Origin of the sequence: Rhodococcus gannanensis (assembly GCF_042681175.1) — a bacterium.
GTDB classification, from domain to species: Bacteria; Actinomycetota; Actinomycetes; order Mycobacteriales; family Mycobacteriaceae; genus Rhodococcus_G; species Rhodococcus_G gannanensis.
Window position 1 is genome coordinate 144,597 of the sequence record NZ_JBHUFB010000002.1, and the last position, 16,133, is coordinate 160,729.

General features: G+C 70.1%; 16 protein-coding genes. 8 read left to right on the top strand and 8 right to left on the bottom strand.

The features are described 5' to 3' along the window. Nucleotides 1-15: 15 nt before the first annotated feature. From ACFSJG_RS01735 to ACFSJG_RS01745, 3 genes are all read left to right on the top strand, one after another. Entirely contained in the window at nucleotides 16-1,101 is a 1,086-nt protein-coding gene (locus ACFSJG_RS01735) for an ABC transporter substrate-binding protein (RefSeq protein ID WP_378483472.1), read from the top strand. Nucleotides 1,102-1,226: 125 nt separating this feature from the next. After that, a complete protein-coding gene (locus ACFSJG_RS01740; protein ID WP_378483473.1) occupies nucleotides 1,227-2,153 on the top strand; it encodes an AEC family transporter in 927 nt (308 codons plus the stop codon). Between the two features lie 23 nt (nucleotides 2,154-2,176). Beyond that, entirely contained in the window at nucleotides 2,177-2,632 is a 456-nt protein-coding gene (locus tag ACFSJG_RS01745) for a hypothetical protein (protein ID WP_378483474.1), read from the top strand. A gap of 43 nt (nucleotides 2,633-2,675) precedes the next feature. On the opposite strand, the gene ACFSJG_RS01750 is transcribed toward ACFSJG_RS01745, so the two are convergent. Both ACFSJG_RS01750 and ACFSJG_RS01755 read right to left on the bottom strand, forming a co-directional pair. Further along, entirely contained in the window at nucleotides 2,676-3,176 is a 501-nt protein-coding gene (locus tag ACFSJG_RS01750) for a hypothetical protein (protein WP_378483475.1), read from the bottom strand. A gap of 186 nt (nucleotides 3,177-3,362) precedes the next feature. Beyond that, nucleotides 3,363-3,659, bottom strand: a complete 297-nt coding sequence (locus tag ACFSJG_RS01755) for a helix-turn-helix domain-containing protein (protein WP_378483476.1) — start codon at nucleotides 3,657-3,659, stop codon at nucleotides 3,363-3,365. Between the two features lie 67 nt (nucleotides 3,660-3,726). Here ACFSJG_RS01755 and map point away from each other — a divergent pair, with 67 nt between their 5' ends. Then, nucleotides 3,727-4,509, top strand: a complete 783-nt coding sequence (gene map / locus ACFSJG_RS01760; protein WP_378483477.1) for a type I methionyl aminopeptidase — start codon at nucleotides 3,727-3,729, stop codon at nucleotides 4,507-4,509. Here the strand turns inward: map and ACFSJG_RS01765 are convergent. Next, nucleotides 4,481-6,433 (bottom strand): vWA domain-containing protein, encoded by a 1,953-nt coding sequence (locus tag ACFSJG_RS01765; protein WP_378483478.1) that lies wholly within the window; start codon nucleotides 6,431-6,433, stop codon nucleotides 4,481-4,483. The two genes, map and ACFSJG_RS01765, sit on opposite strands and share 29 nt — an antisense overlap. After that, complete coding sequence (locus tag ACFSJG_RS01770; protein WP_378483479.1) at nucleotides 6,433-7,842, bottom strand: sigma 54-interacting transcriptional regulator; 1,410 nt, start codon at nucleotides 7,840-7,842, stop codon at nucleotides 6,433-6,435. Before ACFSJG_RS01770 ends, ACFSJG_RS01765 begins: the two co-directional genes overlap by 1 nt. An 89-nt stretch (nucleotides 7,843-7,931) precedes the next feature. Here ACFSJG_RS01770 and ACFSJG_RS01775 point away from each other — a divergent pair, with 89 nt between their 5' ends. The 4 genes from ACFSJG_RS01775 to ACFSJG_RS01790 all read left to right on the top strand — a co-directional run bounded on the left by ACFSJG_RS01775 (nucleotide 7,932) and on the right by ACFSJG_RS01790 (nucleotide 11,121). Next, complete coding sequence (locus tag ACFSJG_RS01775; protein ID WP_378483480.1) at nucleotides 7,932-8,507, top strand: DUF4126 domain-containing protein; 576 nt, start codon at nucleotides 7,932-7,934, stop codon at nucleotides 8,505-8,507. Between the two features lie 42 nt (nucleotides 8,508-8,549). Continuing rightward, nucleotides 8,550-9,521: an alpha/beta hydrolase family protein gene (locus ACFSJG_RS01780; protein ID WP_378483481.1), complete on the top strand. Its 972-nt coding sequence runs from the start codon at nucleotides 8,550-8,552 to the stop codon at nucleotides 9,519-9,521. Between the two features lie 146 nt (nucleotides 9,522-9,667). Further along, a complete protein-coding gene (locus ACFSJG_RS01785) occupies nucleotides 9,668-10,537 on the top strand; it encodes an endonuclease domain-containing protein (protein WP_378483482.1) in 870 nt (289 codons plus the stop codon). A 392-nt stretch (nucleotides 10,538-10,929) separates the two neighbouring features. Further along, complete coding sequence (locus ACFSJG_RS01790; RefSeq protein ID WP_378483483.1) at nucleotides 10,930-11,121, top strand: hypothetical protein; 192 nt, start codon at nucleotides 10,930-10,932, stop codon at nucleotides 11,119-11,121. Nucleotides 11,122-11,208: 87 nt separating this feature from the next. On the opposite strand, the gene purH is transcribed toward ACFSJG_RS01790, so the two are convergent. From purH to ACFSJG_RS01810, 4 genes are all read right to left on the bottom strand, one after another. After that, entirely contained in the window at nucleotides 11,209-12,762 is a 1,554-nt protein-coding gene (gene purH, locus ACFSJG_RS01795; RefSeq protein WP_378483484.1) for a bifunctional phosphoribosylaminoimidazolecarboxamide formyltransferase/IMP cyclohydrolase, read from the bottom strand. Beyond that, entirely contained in the window at nucleotides 12,759-13,418 is a 660-nt protein-coding gene (gene purN / locus ACFSJG_RS01800; protein WP_378483485.1) for a phosphoribosylglycinamide formyltransferase, read from the bottom strand. The genes purH and purN overlap by 4 nt, the downstream gene beginning before the upstream one ends. A 92-nt stretch (nucleotides 13,419-13,510) precedes the next feature. After that, complete coding sequence (locus tag ACFSJG_RS01805; protein WP_378483486.1) at nucleotides 13,511-15,028, bottom strand: cell division protein PerM; 1,518 nt, start codon at nucleotides 15,026-15,028, stop codon at nucleotides 13,511-13,513. A gap of 10 nt (nucleotides 15,029-15,038) precedes the next feature. Further along, entirely contained in the window at nucleotides 15,039-15,962 is a 924-nt protein-coding gene (locus ACFSJG_RS01810; protein ID WP_378483487.1) for a DUF5336 domain-containing protein, read from the bottom strand. Nucleotides 15,963-16,133 lie beyond the last annotated feature (171 nt).

Genomic DNA, 16,133 nt, shown 5'->3' on the forward strand with positions numbered 1-16,133 from the left:
GAGGGGCGAACAGCGATGGTACGCAGCAGGACAACGGTCGGTGTCGCGATGCTGATCGCGCTCGCCCTCACGTCGACGGCGTGCGGCAGCTCGTCCGGGGACGCCGCGCAGGTGTCCTCGGACGGGAAGACGGTGCTCCGCTACGAGGGCAGCGCGAGCACCGTGACCTACCCGGAATTGGCCGAGGATCTGGGCTACTTCGACACGGTGACGCTGAACTGGCTGGGGGACAACACGAGTGGCCCGGCGAGCATCCAGAACACGGCGACCGGGCAGTCCGACGTCGGGTCCGCGTTCTACGGCGCGATTGCGAAACTCGTCGACGCGGGTGCGCCGGTGACGACGGTGCTGGGCAACTACGGCTCCGACGGTGACACAGAGGCGGACAGTTTCAACGGGTACTACGTCGTCGACGGCAGCCCGCTGACGACAGCGAGGGACCTGATCGGCAAGAAGGTCGGGATCAACACCCTCGGCGCGTACCACGAGTACGTGGTCAAGGAGTGGCTGTTCCGGGCGGGGCTGTCCGACGACGAGATCAACCAGGTGGAACTGGTCGTGGTGCCGCCGCTGAACACGGAACAGGCACTGCGCCAGGGTCAGATCGACGTCGGCAACCTGGGCGGGGTGATCAAGGATGCGGCGCTCGCCAGAGGCGGACTCACACCGTTGTTCACCGATGTCGACCTGACCGGACCGCTGGGCATCGGCGGGTTCGCCTTCCGTGACGACTTCATCGCCCAGCAAGAGGAAGCGGTCGCCGACTTCGTGCAGGGGACGGCGCGGGCCCTGCGATGGGCTCAGGTGACACCGCGCCAGGAGGTGATCGACCGGTTCGTGTCGATCATCGAGGCGCGTGGACGGAACGAGAACACCGAGTTCGTGAAGCAGTGGAAGAGCACGGGGGTGCCCACGCCGGGCGGGGTGATCGACGCGGACGAGTTCACCATCTGGATCGACCAGAGTGTGCGCCTGGGGACGTTGAAGCCGGACGCCGTGAAGGCCGAGGACCTGTTCACGAACGACTTCAACCCGTACGCCAACGGGACGTATCCGCCGGACAGCGGGCCGGACGGGGAGCCGGTGTCGTCGTCCCGGTGACTCGTGGTTCGCCGAGCCCCTCCGGTCCGGTCTCGCCGGTACCGGAGGGGCTCGGCCCACGCGCCGAGATGGTTAGACCTGCTACCGACTAGACTCTTCGGGGTTGTTCGCCCTAGGAGGTCCCGGTGTCTGGTGTACTCGCCGGCTTCACCGTCATCTTCGTCGTCATCGCCATCGGCTACGCACTCGGCCGCTCGCGGGTCCTCGGCGAGCACGGTGAGTTCGTGCTCAGTCGTCTCGTGTTCTTCGTGGCGACACCGGCCCTGCTGTTCGACTCCCTCGCGAACGCGGACCTGGCGGTGATCTTCTCCCCCACCCTCGCCGTCGCGGCGGCCACCGCCTTCGCCGTCGGCACCGTGTACTTCGTCCTCACCCGAACCGTCATCCGGCGCCCGGTCCCCGAGGCGACGATCGGTGCACTCGCCGCGTCCTACGTGAACTCCGCCAATCTCGGTATCCCGATCTCGGTGTTCGTGCTCGGCGACGCCTCGTTCGTGGCACCACTTCTGCTGTTCCAGATCGTCGTCTACTCGCCGATTGCCCTGACGATGCTGGACCTGACCACCGGCACCCGCGGCGGATCGTGGGTGGACACCGTGACGACACCGTTCAAGAACCCCATCGTGCTCGCGGGCGTCGCAGGCCTCGCCGTGTCGATCTCCGGGTGGACGCCCCCGACCGCGCTGACCGAGCCGTTCCGCCTCGTCGGCGGTGCCTCGGTGCCGGGCGCGCTCCTCGCGTTCGGCATCTCGCTCTACGGCGTGCGGGTTCTGCAACGCGGCGTGGCTCCGCGCCGCGAGATCGCGCTGGCGTCGGCGCTGAAGATGCTCGTCCAGCCCGTGCTCGCCTACCTGATGGGACGGTTCCTGCTCGGGCTCGAGGGCCACGACCTGTTCGCCGTCGTGGTGGTCTCGACACTGCCGACCGCGCAGAACGTGTTCGTCTACGCGAGCCGCTACGGCCGCGGCGTGGTTCTCGCCCGCGACACCGCTCTCGTCACCACCCTCGTGGCGATCCCCGCGATCGGCCTCGTCGCGGCGCTGCTGGCCTGACGTTCGTCGTTTACTGTGCCCCCATGCGTACTCTCGCCGCGGCAGCATTACTGGCCCTCGCTCTGACCGGCTGTTCCGACGACGAGTCCTCGGACGCGGCGACCACGCCGAGCACGCCCGTCGACACCACGCAGATCCCGACCGTCTCGCCGCCCAGTTCCGTCGCGATGCCCGACCCGCCCTCGGAGGAGATGACCTCCAATCAGGATCTTGTCGACACGCATCCGATCGCCTTCGCGTCGTACAGCGTCACCGGCGACGCCGGCGATCGGGTGGCCGTCCACTTCGATTCCGGCGCCCCGGAGTGCTTCGGCGCCGCCGCGACCGTCACCGAGACGGAAGCCTCCGTCACCATCGCCCTCCGCACCGGCACCCTGCCCGCCGCAGTCGGGAAGGCCTGCACCATGCAGGTGGTACCGGCGACACTCGAGGTCGAGCTCGACGCGCCGCTCGGCGACCGGCAGGTCGTCAGCGGGTAGGCGCCCCGCCGCCCGAACGACGTCGACGGCACCCAGGCGCGCCTCATCGACTGTCGCGCTTGGCCTGACGTTTCGCGCCCGCGGCGATGTCGGACGCCTCCCGCTTCTTGCGTCCAGCGGACTTCTGCTTCGACTTCACCTTCCCGCCGGGCGCTTTCGCGGCTGCCGGATCCTCGGCGCCCGCTCCGGCGAACGACGGAGCGTCCGTCCGTGCGGCGTCCAGCCGCGCCTTCTTCAACGCGGCCGCATTCTCCTTGGCCACGGCGCCGAGCCGCCGGCTGACACGGGAGAGGGCGGTCTCCAGCGCCTCGACTCGAGCGGCGTTCTTGGTGGTCGTCCGGCGAGCGGCCCCGCGAGCGGACTTGTCGGTGACCGCAGCAGCCGCCTCACGTCGATACACGGACATGTGCTTGTTCCGCGCATTTCGGACACGGGCGTGCAGATCGATCAGTTCGTCTTCGTCCAGATCTCGAAGCCGATCCCGCTTCGTCTGCCGGTAGAGCCGGAAGTCCTTCTCGGGCAGAGATTTCAGCAGCTTCTTCATCGACGATTCCCGTCTCTCGGCGCTGACCTCTCCTCAGACTATGACGTGACGTCGGTCACCGCAGGGCGTAGCGCCTGTCGCCGTCGGCGCGACGACCCGCCCTCTACGGTCCAGGCAGAATTCACGCCGCGCATGGCGGCGCTGCGCGAATTCGACCGTCCGATCGGGCCCACTGGCGTCGGCAGCCTACGAGGCGGACCGTTCGGGCTCGTCGCGTCTCCCCGGCGCGGCACCTCGCGAGGACCGGTTGACCTCGGCCCATATCGCGTCGAGGGACAACCCGAGGACGTCGGCGAGCGCAGCGATCGTGGGAAACGCCGGTGTCGCGACGCGGCCGGACTCGATCTTCCGGAGGGTCTCCGGAGATACGCCCGCGTCGAGGGCCGTGTCGAGAATCGTGCGAGTGCCGCGGGCACGCCGCAACACCGCGCCGAGGCACCGACCGCGTTCGACCTCCGCGGGGGTGAGGGGCAGCCTGACCATGCAACCGATTGTAGTACCGGGATAATATGGCCGGGATAGTTATTGGAAAGCCGAGTAAGGACGTCCCATGATCGAGATCCTGAGCACCACCGAACTGACCCGAGCACGCCGGACAGGCACGCTCGTCGGCGACATCCTGCAGACGCTGCGGAGCCGCACCACCGTCGGCACCAATCTGCTCGACATCGACGACTGGACCCGGGAGATGATCACCGAGGCCGGGGCACAGTCCTGCTACGTCGACTACGCGCCGTCCTTCGGACGCGGGCCGTTCGGCCACTACGTGTGCACCGCGGTCAACGATGCCGTCCTCCACGGGATGCCCCACGACCACACACTCGCCGACGGCGACCTGCTGTCCCTGGACCTGGCCGTCTCCCTCGACGGTGTCGCCGCCGACTCCGCGATCAGCTTCGTCGTGGGCGACTCGAGGCCTCCGGAGAGCGTCGCGATGATCGACACGACCGAGCGCGCGCTGCAGGCGGGTATCGACGCCGCCGGGCCGGGGGCCCGCATCGGCGACATCTCCCATGCCATCGGATCCGTCCTGCGCGAAGCGGGATACTCGATCAACACCGATTTCGGAGGTCACGGCATCGGGTCGACGATGCACCAGGACCCGCACGTCCCGAACACCGGTCGGCCCGGCCGCGGAATGGTCCTCCGCCCCGGACTGCTGCTGGCGCTGGAGCCGTGGGTGATGGCCGACACCGACGAGCTCGTCACCGACCCCGACGGGTGGACGCTCCGGAGCGCGACAGGATGCCGAACGGCGCACAGTGAGCACACGATCGCCGTCACCGCGGACGGCGTGGAGGTCCTCACCCGCGCCGGCGGCGCATCCGCATGAAGTCGCTGACCACTGCGGCGCCGAGGCCGTCGAGGTCGGGTGCCACGACGCGGCCCCCTACACGCTGAGCCATCCGGTCGACCACCCGCGCGAGCCCGGGATCGTCGCCGAGCCGGAAGATGGTCACCTGGGCACCGAGCTTCGCAAGATGGTCGAGTTCACGCACCGTCAGCCCCAGCGTCTTCGGGTGCGGCGGGTAGTCGAAGAACGCCCGCCCGTCCGGCTCCAGGTGTGCGGTCGGCTCACCGTCGGTGACGATCAGCACCACCGGCTGCGCGTTGGGGTTGCGACGCAGATGACGGCCGGCGAGCAGCAACGCGTGATGCAGGTTGGTGCCCTGATCCCACGCGCCGTCGAGACCGGCGAGTTCCTCCGGGGTGACGGTACGGGCCTGCCTGCCGAACGCGATCAGCTGCAGGTCGTCGCCGCGGAACCGGGTGCGCACCAGATGGTTCAGCGCGAGCGCGGTGCGTTTCATCGGCACCCAGCGACCGTCCATCACCATCGAGAAGGACGTGTCGACGAGCAGCGCGACCGCGGCGCGGGTCCGTTGCTCCGTCTCGGCGATCTCGACGTCGGTCACCTGCAACCGAACCGGGACGTTCGACCGACCCGACGACGCCTCCCGCAGCACGGCATTCGTCACGGTTCGGGTCACGTCCCACGGCTCCGTGTCCCCGAACTCCCACTGCCTGCTCGCCCCGGTCGGTTCGCCCATCGCGCCCGCCCTTCGGGTGTCGCGGGCACCACCACGTCCCGACAGCCGCTTCGCGACGTCCTGCAACGCCGACTGGCCGAGCTTGCGCATCGCCTTCGGCGACAGCCGCCACTGCCCGTCCGCACCCTTGTCGAGGAAGCCCTGCTGCTGCAGCGCCTTCTCCAGTTCCGCGAGGGTGCGGGCGTCGGCGGCGGCCTCGGGGCCGAGTTGCCGCAGCAGTGCCTCCGGGTCGATGTCGTCGAGCTGCGCGCCCGCGTACTCCTGCGACAGCTGCTCACCGAGCTGTTCGAGCTCCGCGATGTCCGCGAGCGCGGACGTGCCCTCACCGAGACCCATTCCGTCGTCGCCCCGGAACCGCTGACTGCCGTCCCAGTCCTCCCCGGGACGCGCCGACCGCAGGTTGGCGTCGAGCCGGTCCAGCTGCTGCATCAGGCTCGGACTGCCGAATGCCTGCTGCGCCAGTGCGTCCAGCTCGGCGCGCTGCTCCGGGGTCAGCGAGTTCCGGAACCGTTGCGCCGCCGCGGCCCGGCGTGCCAGCGCGTCGATCAGCTCGTCGACGTTGCTCGGTCCCTCCGGGAAGAAGTCGCCGTGCTCGGCCATGAAGCGGTCGAAGTCCTCGGGGGTGTCCTCGCCGCGAGAGTGCTTGTCCAGCAGGTCGTTCAGGTCGCTCAGCATGTCGTCGACACGCCGGCGGTCCTCGTCGGTCGCGCTCTCGAGCGCCTGCTTCATGCCCGCGAACCGCTGGTCGAGCATTTCCCGGCCGAGTAGATCCTTGATCTTCTCGTAGTCGGTGCGGGCCTGCGCGTCCCGCCACTGGTACCCCGACAGATCCTGGACGGCCTGCGCCGTCGACGGCGGCAGCTCCGCCAACTGCATCTCCGCGAACCGGGCGTCGTCGTCGAGCGAGCGCGCAAGCTCCTTGCGCTCGGCGAGCACCGCACCGTCGAGCAGTTCCCTGACCTCGTCGAGGGTGCCACCCAAGTTGTTGCGGTTCAACAGTTCCCGTCGGCGTCGGTTCGCCTGCGCGGCGAGCCTGTCCAGCCCGCGCATCGACGACGTCCCGCGGCGCAGCATTTCCCGCAACGCCCGCCGCGGCGACGACCCTTCGAGTACGTCGTTGCCGATCGCCTCCAGCGCCTCACGCAGATCCACCGGCGGGGCCAGTGGATCGGGTCCCCCGTGGTAGCGGCCGTAGCGCTGGTACATCAGCTGTACACCAACTGCCCGTCGTCGTCGGCGTCCTTGGCGATCCGCCGCGCCAGGTACAGCCCCTCGAGCGCCAGCTCGACCGCCGCGGCCCGCGCGCCGACCGTCTGCGCACCGAGACGTTCCGCGAGTACGTCCACGACATCGAGTTCGGGCAGTTCGCCGAGCAGGTCCTTCGCGGTGACCCGGTCACCCGTGACCACCGGGGTGCCGCCCTCGATCACCTCGACGAGCGGCGCGAGGTCGACGCCGCCGAGCAGGTCTCGCGCGGTGTCCGCGGTGGCCCGGCGCAGCAGGTGTTCGAGGACCTCGATCTCGCGGCCCTCCTCACCGGACTCGAACTCGACCTTGCCGCGCAGCACGTCGATCACGCTCCCGAGGTCCACCACCCGAGCCGCGGGCTCGGACTCGCCGAGGATCGTTCCGCGGTGCAGCGCCGCAGCGCCCACCGTCTCCGCCGCCGCGACGGCGAACCGCGCCGACACACCGGAACGCTGGTCCACCGAAGGGGATTCGCGCAGCATCCTCGTGAACCGGGCAAGGATCTCCAGGAGGTGCGCCGGCACCTCGGCGCGCAACTGCGCCTCCTGCTCGACGACCGCCACCTCGTCCTCGATCGCCAGCGGGTAGTGGGTGCGGATCTCGGCGCCGAACCGGTCCTTGAGCGGGGTGATGATGCGGCCGCGGTTCGTGTAGTCCTCGGGGTTCGCGCTCGCCACCAGCAGCACGTCGAGCGGCAGGCGCAGTGTGTAGCCACGGACCTGGATGTCGCGTTCCTCCATCACGTTCAGCAGCGACACCTGGATCCGCTCGGCCAGATCCGGCAGCTCGTTCACCGCGACGATGCCGCGATGCGCGCGTGGCACCAGACCGAAGTGGATGGTCTCCGGGTCGCCGAGGCTGCGGCCCTCCGCGACCTTCACCGGGTCCACATCGCCGACCAGGTCGGCGACCGAGGTGTCCGGGGTCGCGAGCTTCTCCGAATAGCGCTCGTCTCGGTGCCGCCACGCGACCGGAAGATCGTCGCCGAGTTCTGCGGCGCGGCGGATCGATGCCGGCGTGATCGGCTCGTACGGGTGCTCGCCGAGCTCGGAACCGGCGATCACCGGGGTCCACTCGTCGAGGAGCAGCGGCAGCGTCCGCAGCAGCCTCGTCTTGCCCTGTCCGCGTTCGCCGAGCAGCACGACGTCGTGGCCGGCGATCAGCGCGCGTTCGAGCTGCGGCAGAACGGTCTCCTCGAAGCCGACGATCCCCGGCCAGGGGTCGCGGCCGTCACGCAGTGCGGCGAGGAGGTTGTCGCGGATCTCGTCCTTGACGGGACGCTGGACGTGTCCGGTGGCGCGCAGCTCTCCCACCGTCGCGGCGGTGGGGCGCGGGGACCGGGTGTCGGGTGTGGGCGCAGTCACCACTCCACGCTACGAGCCTTCGGCCGATTCGGCATCCGTGTCGGGCATTCGCGAACGCCGACGTGCACCGGAACGGTTCGTAGACTTCCTTCATGGAGACCTGGGTGCTGGCGCTCTTCCTCGGAATCGGCCTCGCCGCGGCGACGGGGCTGCGCACCTTCCTGCCGCTCCTGATGCTCAGCGCCGCCGCACACTTCGGCCTGTTCGGGATCACCCTCGGTGAGTCGTTCCACTGGGTCGGGTCGACGGCCGCACTCGTGGCGCTGGCCGTGGCGACCGCGGTCGAGCTGCTCGCCGATCTGATCCCGGTCGTCGACAACCTGCTGGGGGTGGCAGGCACCGTCACGCGACCGATCGCCGCGGCGATCGCCGCCGGCGCCGTGTTCACCGGCCTCGACCCGGCCGCCGCGGTCATCGCGGGCATCATCGTCGGCGCCCCGACCGCGCTGGCCTTCAGCACAGCGCAGACCGGGACGCGTGCAGTGAGCACCGCGTCGACGGCCGGCGTCGCGAACCCACTGGTGTCGATCGTCGAGGACGTCGTCTCGTTCGTCCTGGTGCTGATCGCGTTCGTGCTGCCGCTGCTGATCCCGGTGGTGGTGGCGTTCCTGCTGTGGTTCGCGTGGAAGGGCGCGCGGCGGTTTCGACGGCCGCGTCCCGTGGCGTGACCGACCGTCCCGACGGTCTCCGAACCTGACAGACTGGAAGCCATGTCCGATTCCGAGATCACCTTCACCAGCGGCGACGTCACGGTCCACGGCACCCTCCGTTTTCCGGAGGTGGTCACGCAGCCGGTTCCCGCGGCACTGCTGCTCGCAGGCAGCGGCCCGACCGACCGCAACGGCGACAGCGCGGTGCTGCCCGGCCCGATCGGCACCCTTCGGTACCTCGCGGACACGCTCTCGGAGGCGGGCATCGCCAGCCTGCGTTACGACAAACTCGGCAGCGGCGTCACAGGACTCGGCCCGTACGACGTGGACGACGTCGCGGGACTCGGGTTCTCGGTGTTCGTCGACGCAGCGGCGGACGCCCTGCGCAACCTCGCCGCCCAGCCCGACATCGACGCCGACCGCCTGCTGGTGATCGGTCACAGCGAGGGCGCGCTCGTCGCGATGACCCTCGCCGTGCGCGAGGACACCCCGGCGCTGATCGGACTCGGCCTCCTCGAACCGCTCGCTGTACGCCTGCTCGGCCTGCTGACCCGGCAGATCACCGGCCAGGTGGACGCCGCCGTCGCTGCGGGTCAGCTGCCACTGGAACTCGCCGACCAACTGCGCACCGGACTCGCGGACGCGGTGGAATCGCTGCGCACCGACGGCACCGTCCCCGAGGACCTGCCCGAACCGCTGCGACTGGCGGGACTCGTGTCGGTGAACGCGAAGACGCTCGCCGAGGAGGACGCCCTCGACCCGCGCGCGCTCGCCGCCGAACTGCCCGCCGGCCTCGCGGTCCTCACCAGTTGCTCGGCCCGCGACATCCAGGTGGACTGCGACGACGTGGACGCCCTCGATGCCGCCCTGTCTGCGGCCACGGTGACCCCGGTCCGGATGACGACCGCGAACCACGTGCTCAAGGAGATCGGTGAGCGCACCTCGACCGGCGCCGACTACATCGAGGACCTGCCGTTCTCCGAGGAGTTCGGCACCGCCTTCGACGCCTGGCTGGCCACCCTCGCCCGCTGATGGCGCCGAGTGTGCACATCACGTCGCACTCGCTCGCGCTTCGCGACAGAAAGTGCACACTCGTGGGCTGTGTACGAATTCTTGAGTAGTCCACAGACGACCAGGTACGTCTGGTGGACGCTCCAGACGTCCGGCACGGTCGATCCGTGGGGGACTTTCAGCGGCCGTTCTTCGGCACACAGGCCATCGGGGACGGTCTCCTGACGGCGCGCGAGCTCCGACTCGACTTCGCACGGCTACACCGAGACGTCTTCATTGCCAAGGGAGTCGGACTCGACGCACTGGTTCGCGCCGAGGCGGCCGCGATGTGGGCCGGCGAGGACGGAATCCTCGCCGGCCTCTCCGCCGCAGCCGTGTACGGCACCAAGTGGATCGATCCGGGCGCGCGGGCCGAGCTGTTCCGGACCGGCAGTCGGGGCGGCACCAGGGGCGTTCTGGTCCACGGCGACGCGCTCGAACCTGACGAGATCTGCGTCGCCGGTGGATGGCTCGCGTCGACGCCCGCCCGCACGGGATACGACCTCGGCAGGCGGCTTCCGTTCGTCCGCGCCGTCGAGACCCTCGACGCGCTGTGCAACGCCACCGGCGCGACTCCGTCCGCCATCGCAAACGTCGCCGAGAAGCACTGCGGTGCACGAGGAATCGTCCAACTTCGGGAGGTACTGACGCTGGTGGACGGTGGAGCGGAGTCGCCGCCGGAGACGCGGACGCGATTGGCACTCATCGACGGCGGCCTGCCCAGGCCGAGCACGCAGATCGTCGTCCGCGACGACGGTGGACACGTTGTCGCCCGGTGCGACATGGGGTGGCGACGGCCGAAGGTCGTCGTCGAGTACGACGGCGACCACCACTGGACCGAGGAGAGGCAGCGGACCCGTGACATCGAGCGGTACGAGTTGCTCACCGCTCTCGGGTGGCGGGTAGTACGCGTCAGCTCCGAACAGTTGCGGCTGCGTCCGCACACGATCGCGTTGCGCGCATGCGACGCCCTTCGCCAGGCCGGGGCACGCCTATGACGAGTGTGCACTTAACGACGCACACTCTCGGGCGATGCATCCGTAAGTGCACACTCGCGCGCCACAGCAGCGACAGAAAACCGATGTGCGCGATGATCGGACCGTGCTGTAAGGTTCTCGGCTAACCAGCCGCCGAGCGAGAAAGGAACCGCCCGACATGATTGCGCACGCAGCAGTCGTACCCGCCATGTGGCGTTTCCACATCTTCGCGAAGCACATACGCCGAGAGTCGTCCTGACGACGCAGTCCGACCTCTCGGCACCCACGGCCACCGGCCCAGGGTGCCTTTTCTTTTCCCGGACCTTTTCCCGGACCGTCGTCACCACGAAACCTGCAGAACACACTGCGTCGACACAATGCGATACGCAGGCACCGAGCCAAGGAGTTCCGAGATGAAACTTCGCTTCAACCAGTTGTCCCCGTCGCGGCCCCTCGCCGACCTGCCCGCCGACCTGACCGGCCACGCAGTCACGCTCGATCTGTCGCACACCGACGCCGATCAGCGGGCTGCCGCCACGGACCTCGCCCGCGAGCTGCTCGACCGCGGCGCTGCGCGCGTCGTCATCTCCGGCACCGCCGCCTGACCCGGCAGCAACCCGGGGACCTCGAAACGCCGGGAGGCGCGCACCCGGCACCAGCCGAGCACACGCCTCCCGAACGAGACCGAACCGTCAGTGCGCGAAGTGACGCGCCCCGGTCAGGTACATGGTGACGCCGGCTGCGCGAGCGGCCTCGATGACCTCGTTGTCGCGAACCGATCCGCCCGGCTGCACGACCGCCTTGACGCCCGCGTTCGCGAGCACCAGGAAGCCGTCGGGGAACGGGAAGAACGCGTCGGATGCCGCGACCGAACCGGCCACCCGGTCACCGGCACGGTTCACGGCCAGGTGCGCGGAGTCGACGCGGTTGACCTGCCCCATACCGACGCCGACCGAGGCGCCGTCCGAGGCCAGGAGGATGGCGTTCGACTTCACGGAACGGCAAGCACGCCAAGCGAACTCGAGGTCCTTGAGGGTCTTCTCGTCCGCCGGTTCGCCGACCGCGAGGGTCCAGTTCTTCGGGTCGTCGCCCTCGGCGTCGAGAACGTCGCGCTCCTGCAGCAGCGCGCCGCCGGAGATCGGACGCAGCTCGATCCCGGACTCGGTCGGTGCGACCGCCTCGAGGACCCGGACGTTCTTCTTTCGGGCGAGCACCTCGACGGCGCCCGGCGCGTAGGACGGCGCGATGACGACCTCGGTGAAGATCTCCGCGACCTGCTCGGCCATCTCGACGCTGATCTCGCGGTTCGCGGCGATGACGCCACCGAACGCACTGACCGGATCGCACGCGTGGGCCTTGCGGTGCGCCTCGGCGATGTCCGCGCCGACCGCGATTCCGCACGGGTTGGCGTGCTTGATGATCGCGACGGCGGGCTCGGTGAAGTCGTACGCGGCACGCCAGGCGGCGTCACCGTCGGTGTAGTTGTTGTACGACATCTCCTTGCCGTGCAGCTGCTTGGCCTGCGCGAGGCCCGCGGGTGCGGCCGGGTTCACGTAGAGGGCCGCCGCCTGGTGCGGATTCTCGCCGTAGCGGAGCACCGCGGAACGGTCCCAGCTCGCACCGACCCACTCCGGGAACTGCACGTCACTCTCGACAAGGGTCGAGGTCATCCACGACGCCACCGCGACGTCGTAGGACGCGGTGTGCTGGAACGCCTGCGCGGCCAGCGCCGTGCGCTCGGCGAGGGTGAACCCGCCCGCGGCGACCGCGGTCAGCACGTCGGCGTACTTCGCGGGGTCCACGACGACGGCGACCGACGGGTGGTTCTTCGCGGCGGCACGCACCATCGACGGGCCGCCGATGTCGATCTGCTCGACGCACTCGTCGGGTGTGGCACCCGAGGCGACCGTCTGCGTGAACGGGTAGAGGTTCACGACGACGAGCTGGAACGCCTCGATGCCGAGCTCCTCGAGCTGAGCGAGGTGGTCGGGCTTGCGGGTGTCGGCGAGGACGCCGGCGTGGACGCGGGGATGCAGGGTCTTGACGCGGCCCTCGAGGCATTCGGGGAAGCCGGTCAGCGACTCGACCGGCGTCACCGGAATGCCCGCCTCGGCGATCTTCGCAGCGGTCGATCCGGTGGAGACCAGTTCGACACCGGCCTCGTGCAGGCCGGTGGCGAGTTCCACCAGGCCGGTCTTGTCGTACACGCTCACCAGTGCGCGGCGCAGTGCCTTAACTTCGGTCACTTCGGGATCACGGCCTTTCGTCCATCGGATACAACTCCTCGGGTGGCGACGGCGGCGAGTACCTCCACCAGCAGTCGCCGTTCCACGGTCTTGATGCGCTCGTGCAGCGTCGCCTCGTCGTCGTCGTCCTCGATGACGACGGCTTCCTGGGCGAGCACGGGCCCGGTGTCGACTCCCTCGTCGACGAGATGCACCGTCGATCCGGTGACCTTCACGCCGTAGGCGAGGGCGTCGCGAACGGCGTGCGCGCCGGGGAACGACGGCAGCAGCGCGGGATGGGTGTTGACGATGCGGCCACCGAACCGGGCCATGAACTCGGGCCCGAGGATCTTCATGAACCCGGCCGAGACGACCAGGTCGGGCTCGTGCGCGGCGACGGACTCGGTCAGCGCTGCGTCCCACGCGGCGCGATCCGGGTAGGCGCCCAGCGCGACCTTGAACGACGGGACTCCGGCCGCCTCGGCGTGACCGGTCGCGGCGCAGTCACGGTCGACACCGACGGCGACGATCTGCGCCGGGTAGTCGCCGACGGCCGCGGCGAGCAGCGACCGCAGCAGGCTTCCGGTGCCGGAAGCGAGGACCACGACCCTGGCGGGAGCGTCGGGGGCGGGCCGGAACACGTGCGGGGCAGTCAGCGCTCTACTCCTCGTAGGCATCGACCGGACGAGTCCGGTCCGGGGACCTTCGGCACCGCCGACCTGAAACCTTCGGCACCACCGACGGCTGCGTCCGTCGGCACGCGAACAGACTAGTCCTTGCTGGTCCGACGACCGTCGGGGAGGTCCGACCGGGCATCCTCGTCTGTGACCTGGGCCACGCCCTTCTCTCCGTCCTCGTCGTCGTCCACGACCTCGGCATCGACGACGGCATCGGCCGCCGCCTCACTGTCGGGAGCGGGCAGAGCCTGACCGTCGTCGTCGAGCAGTTCGGCGTCGATCACCGTGGACTCGCCGCGTTCGGGCCGGGTCGCGGCCTCGGCGGCTGCGGGAAGCTCGGCGGTCGGCGGCAACTCGGCGGTCGCCGCCGGTGTCATCGGTGTACGCCGCGCCGGTGCCGTCCGGTCCGGCGCGCCACGCAGACGAGTGACCGCCGCGGCGGCGGAACCGAAGACCGCCAACCAGCCGAAGGTGGCGCCGACGAAGGTCAGCAGGTCGACGCCGACCGAACCGAAGGAGCCGACCGCGCCGCCCGCCGCGAATCCCAGCGCCGCGAAGACGGTGGCGACCGCGAGGGCACCGACCAGCGCGGTCTGCACGGCCGACAGCGGCGACGACGCCCGGCGCGCGCACTCGCGGCCGAACATGACACCGACCGCGGCAGGCACGACGAGCCCGACGAGCCAGCCGTCGCCGCCTGCCTGTTCGGGCAGTGCGCCGAGAACGGGCAGCGCAGGCACCGGGCCGCCGACCACGTCGAAAAGGCTCACCGACGCCGACCCGACCTCGACGGCGGATCCGACGAGGACCGCCGTTGCGCCGATCACGACGTTCGGCAGGTACAGGATCGAGAGGAGCGTCAATCCGAGTCCGCCCATGAACCCGTCCCCGGCTTCGATGAGCATGCCGACCGTGGACCACGACGCGACCAGCGACGCGGCCGTGATCGCGGCGCCAGTGGCGAGCAGTGCCATCCCCGATCGGGTCGCGGGACGTGCCGCGGCGAGCACCCAGTCCGGCACGCCGAGCAGGGTGACGATCGGCCGCCACAGTCGGATGCCGATGCCGATGCCCGCGCCGATCAGGTGCACGGCGATCACCCACGCCAGTGCGGCGAGGACGTTCGGCGAGGACAGCGGGATCACCGACGACGCGTCGGCCACGACGGCCAGCGCGATCGCGGTGACGACGACGGGGCCCGCGACCGCGGCTCCCACCACCCACCAGCACTCGTGCCGGGGCGTCGACGCGGTGACGACCCGCGAGCAGCCGCGAGCGACGGCCGCGATCATCACCAGCGTCGGCAGCAACGGAAGCGCCCCCAGGGATGCGCCACCGATGGTGAGCGGAACCTGGTGCAGTGCAAGCCATCCCGCTGCGATGGAACCACTGGTTCCGGTGAGGTCGCTGTTCGCCGCGACGAGTGTCACCACCATGCACGTCGCGATGACGACGAGTGCGAGCAGCGCGGGTCGGAGCGCCACACCGAGCAGTGCCCGCATCTGCTCCGGCGTCGGAGTCGGCCGGCCGGAGAGCCCGGCGGCGGGGGCGCGCAGCGGCCGCCGCCCCCCGTCGGGGCGGCGGCCGCCTCGGCTGACCACGGAGTTCATCGCCGCGGCGTCAGTCGTCTGTTCGTTCCGGCTTGTCGACGCCGAACGCCTGGGTCGGCGTCGTCGAGGACGGTCCGGCGGACGGCTCCGGCGTTGCCGAAGATGCAGAGGACGGGGCGGCGGGAGGCTGCGACGCCGGGTTCTGCCCGTACTGCTGGGACTCGCCGTACTGGGGAGCCTGACCGTACTGCGGCTGTCCGTACTGCGGAGGCTGGCCGTACTGCGGTGCCTGGCCGTACTGCGGCTGACCGTACTGCGGAGCCCCGTACGGCTGCTGCGGCGCGGAGTACGGGTTCGGCGGGGCGTAGCCCGCGGGCGGCTGACCGTATCCGGGCTGGCCGGCGGGCGGCGGCGCCTGGCCGAATCCGGGAGCAGCGGACTGCGGACCGTAGCCGGGAGCTCCGGGCTGCGGCTGGTAGTCGGCAACGCGCCGGGCCGGCGGCTGGAGCACGCCGACGGTGAACAGCAACAGCGTGACGGCAAGCGCCGCCTGCACGAACGCGACGACCAGACCGAGGACGCCGCCCCACGCGAGGCTCGCCCCGTCGGGGAGGTTGAACAGGACGAACAGTCCCACCACGAACCCGACGAGCGAGGTGACCGCGGCGGGCGCCTGCTGTGCCTGCCCCGGAAGCAGGGACACCCCCGCCAGCAGTCCGCCGACGAGCAGCAGCGCCAGACCGATCACCGGGGACACGGCTTCGAAGGAACTGATCGTCGCTGCGGCGCCCGTGAAACCGGTGACCTTCGAATAGGGCGCGAAGCCGAACAGGAAGCCGGCGATGCCGAGAACGAGGACACCCACGGAGAACAGGTACGGGAGCGGCTTGTCCGCCAGACGGCCGCCACCGGTGGTGGACGCGGAAGAGGGTGGCTGGCCCGGACCCGATGGGCCCGGAGAGGGGTAGCCGGGTCCTGTGGGCGGGTAGGTCATCGTCGGCTCCTCGGGATCTTGTCTCTGGATCGTCGTCGGCACCACCGCATGTGGTGTCTCACGAGCGGTCGGCGCCTCCCAACGCTAGCGCACGCCTGCGGTGCCGAGCCGGTGACGCGTGGGGCGCGTGCACCGCAGGCGGCCTGACTCGCAAACGCCGGCGGGGGGGGG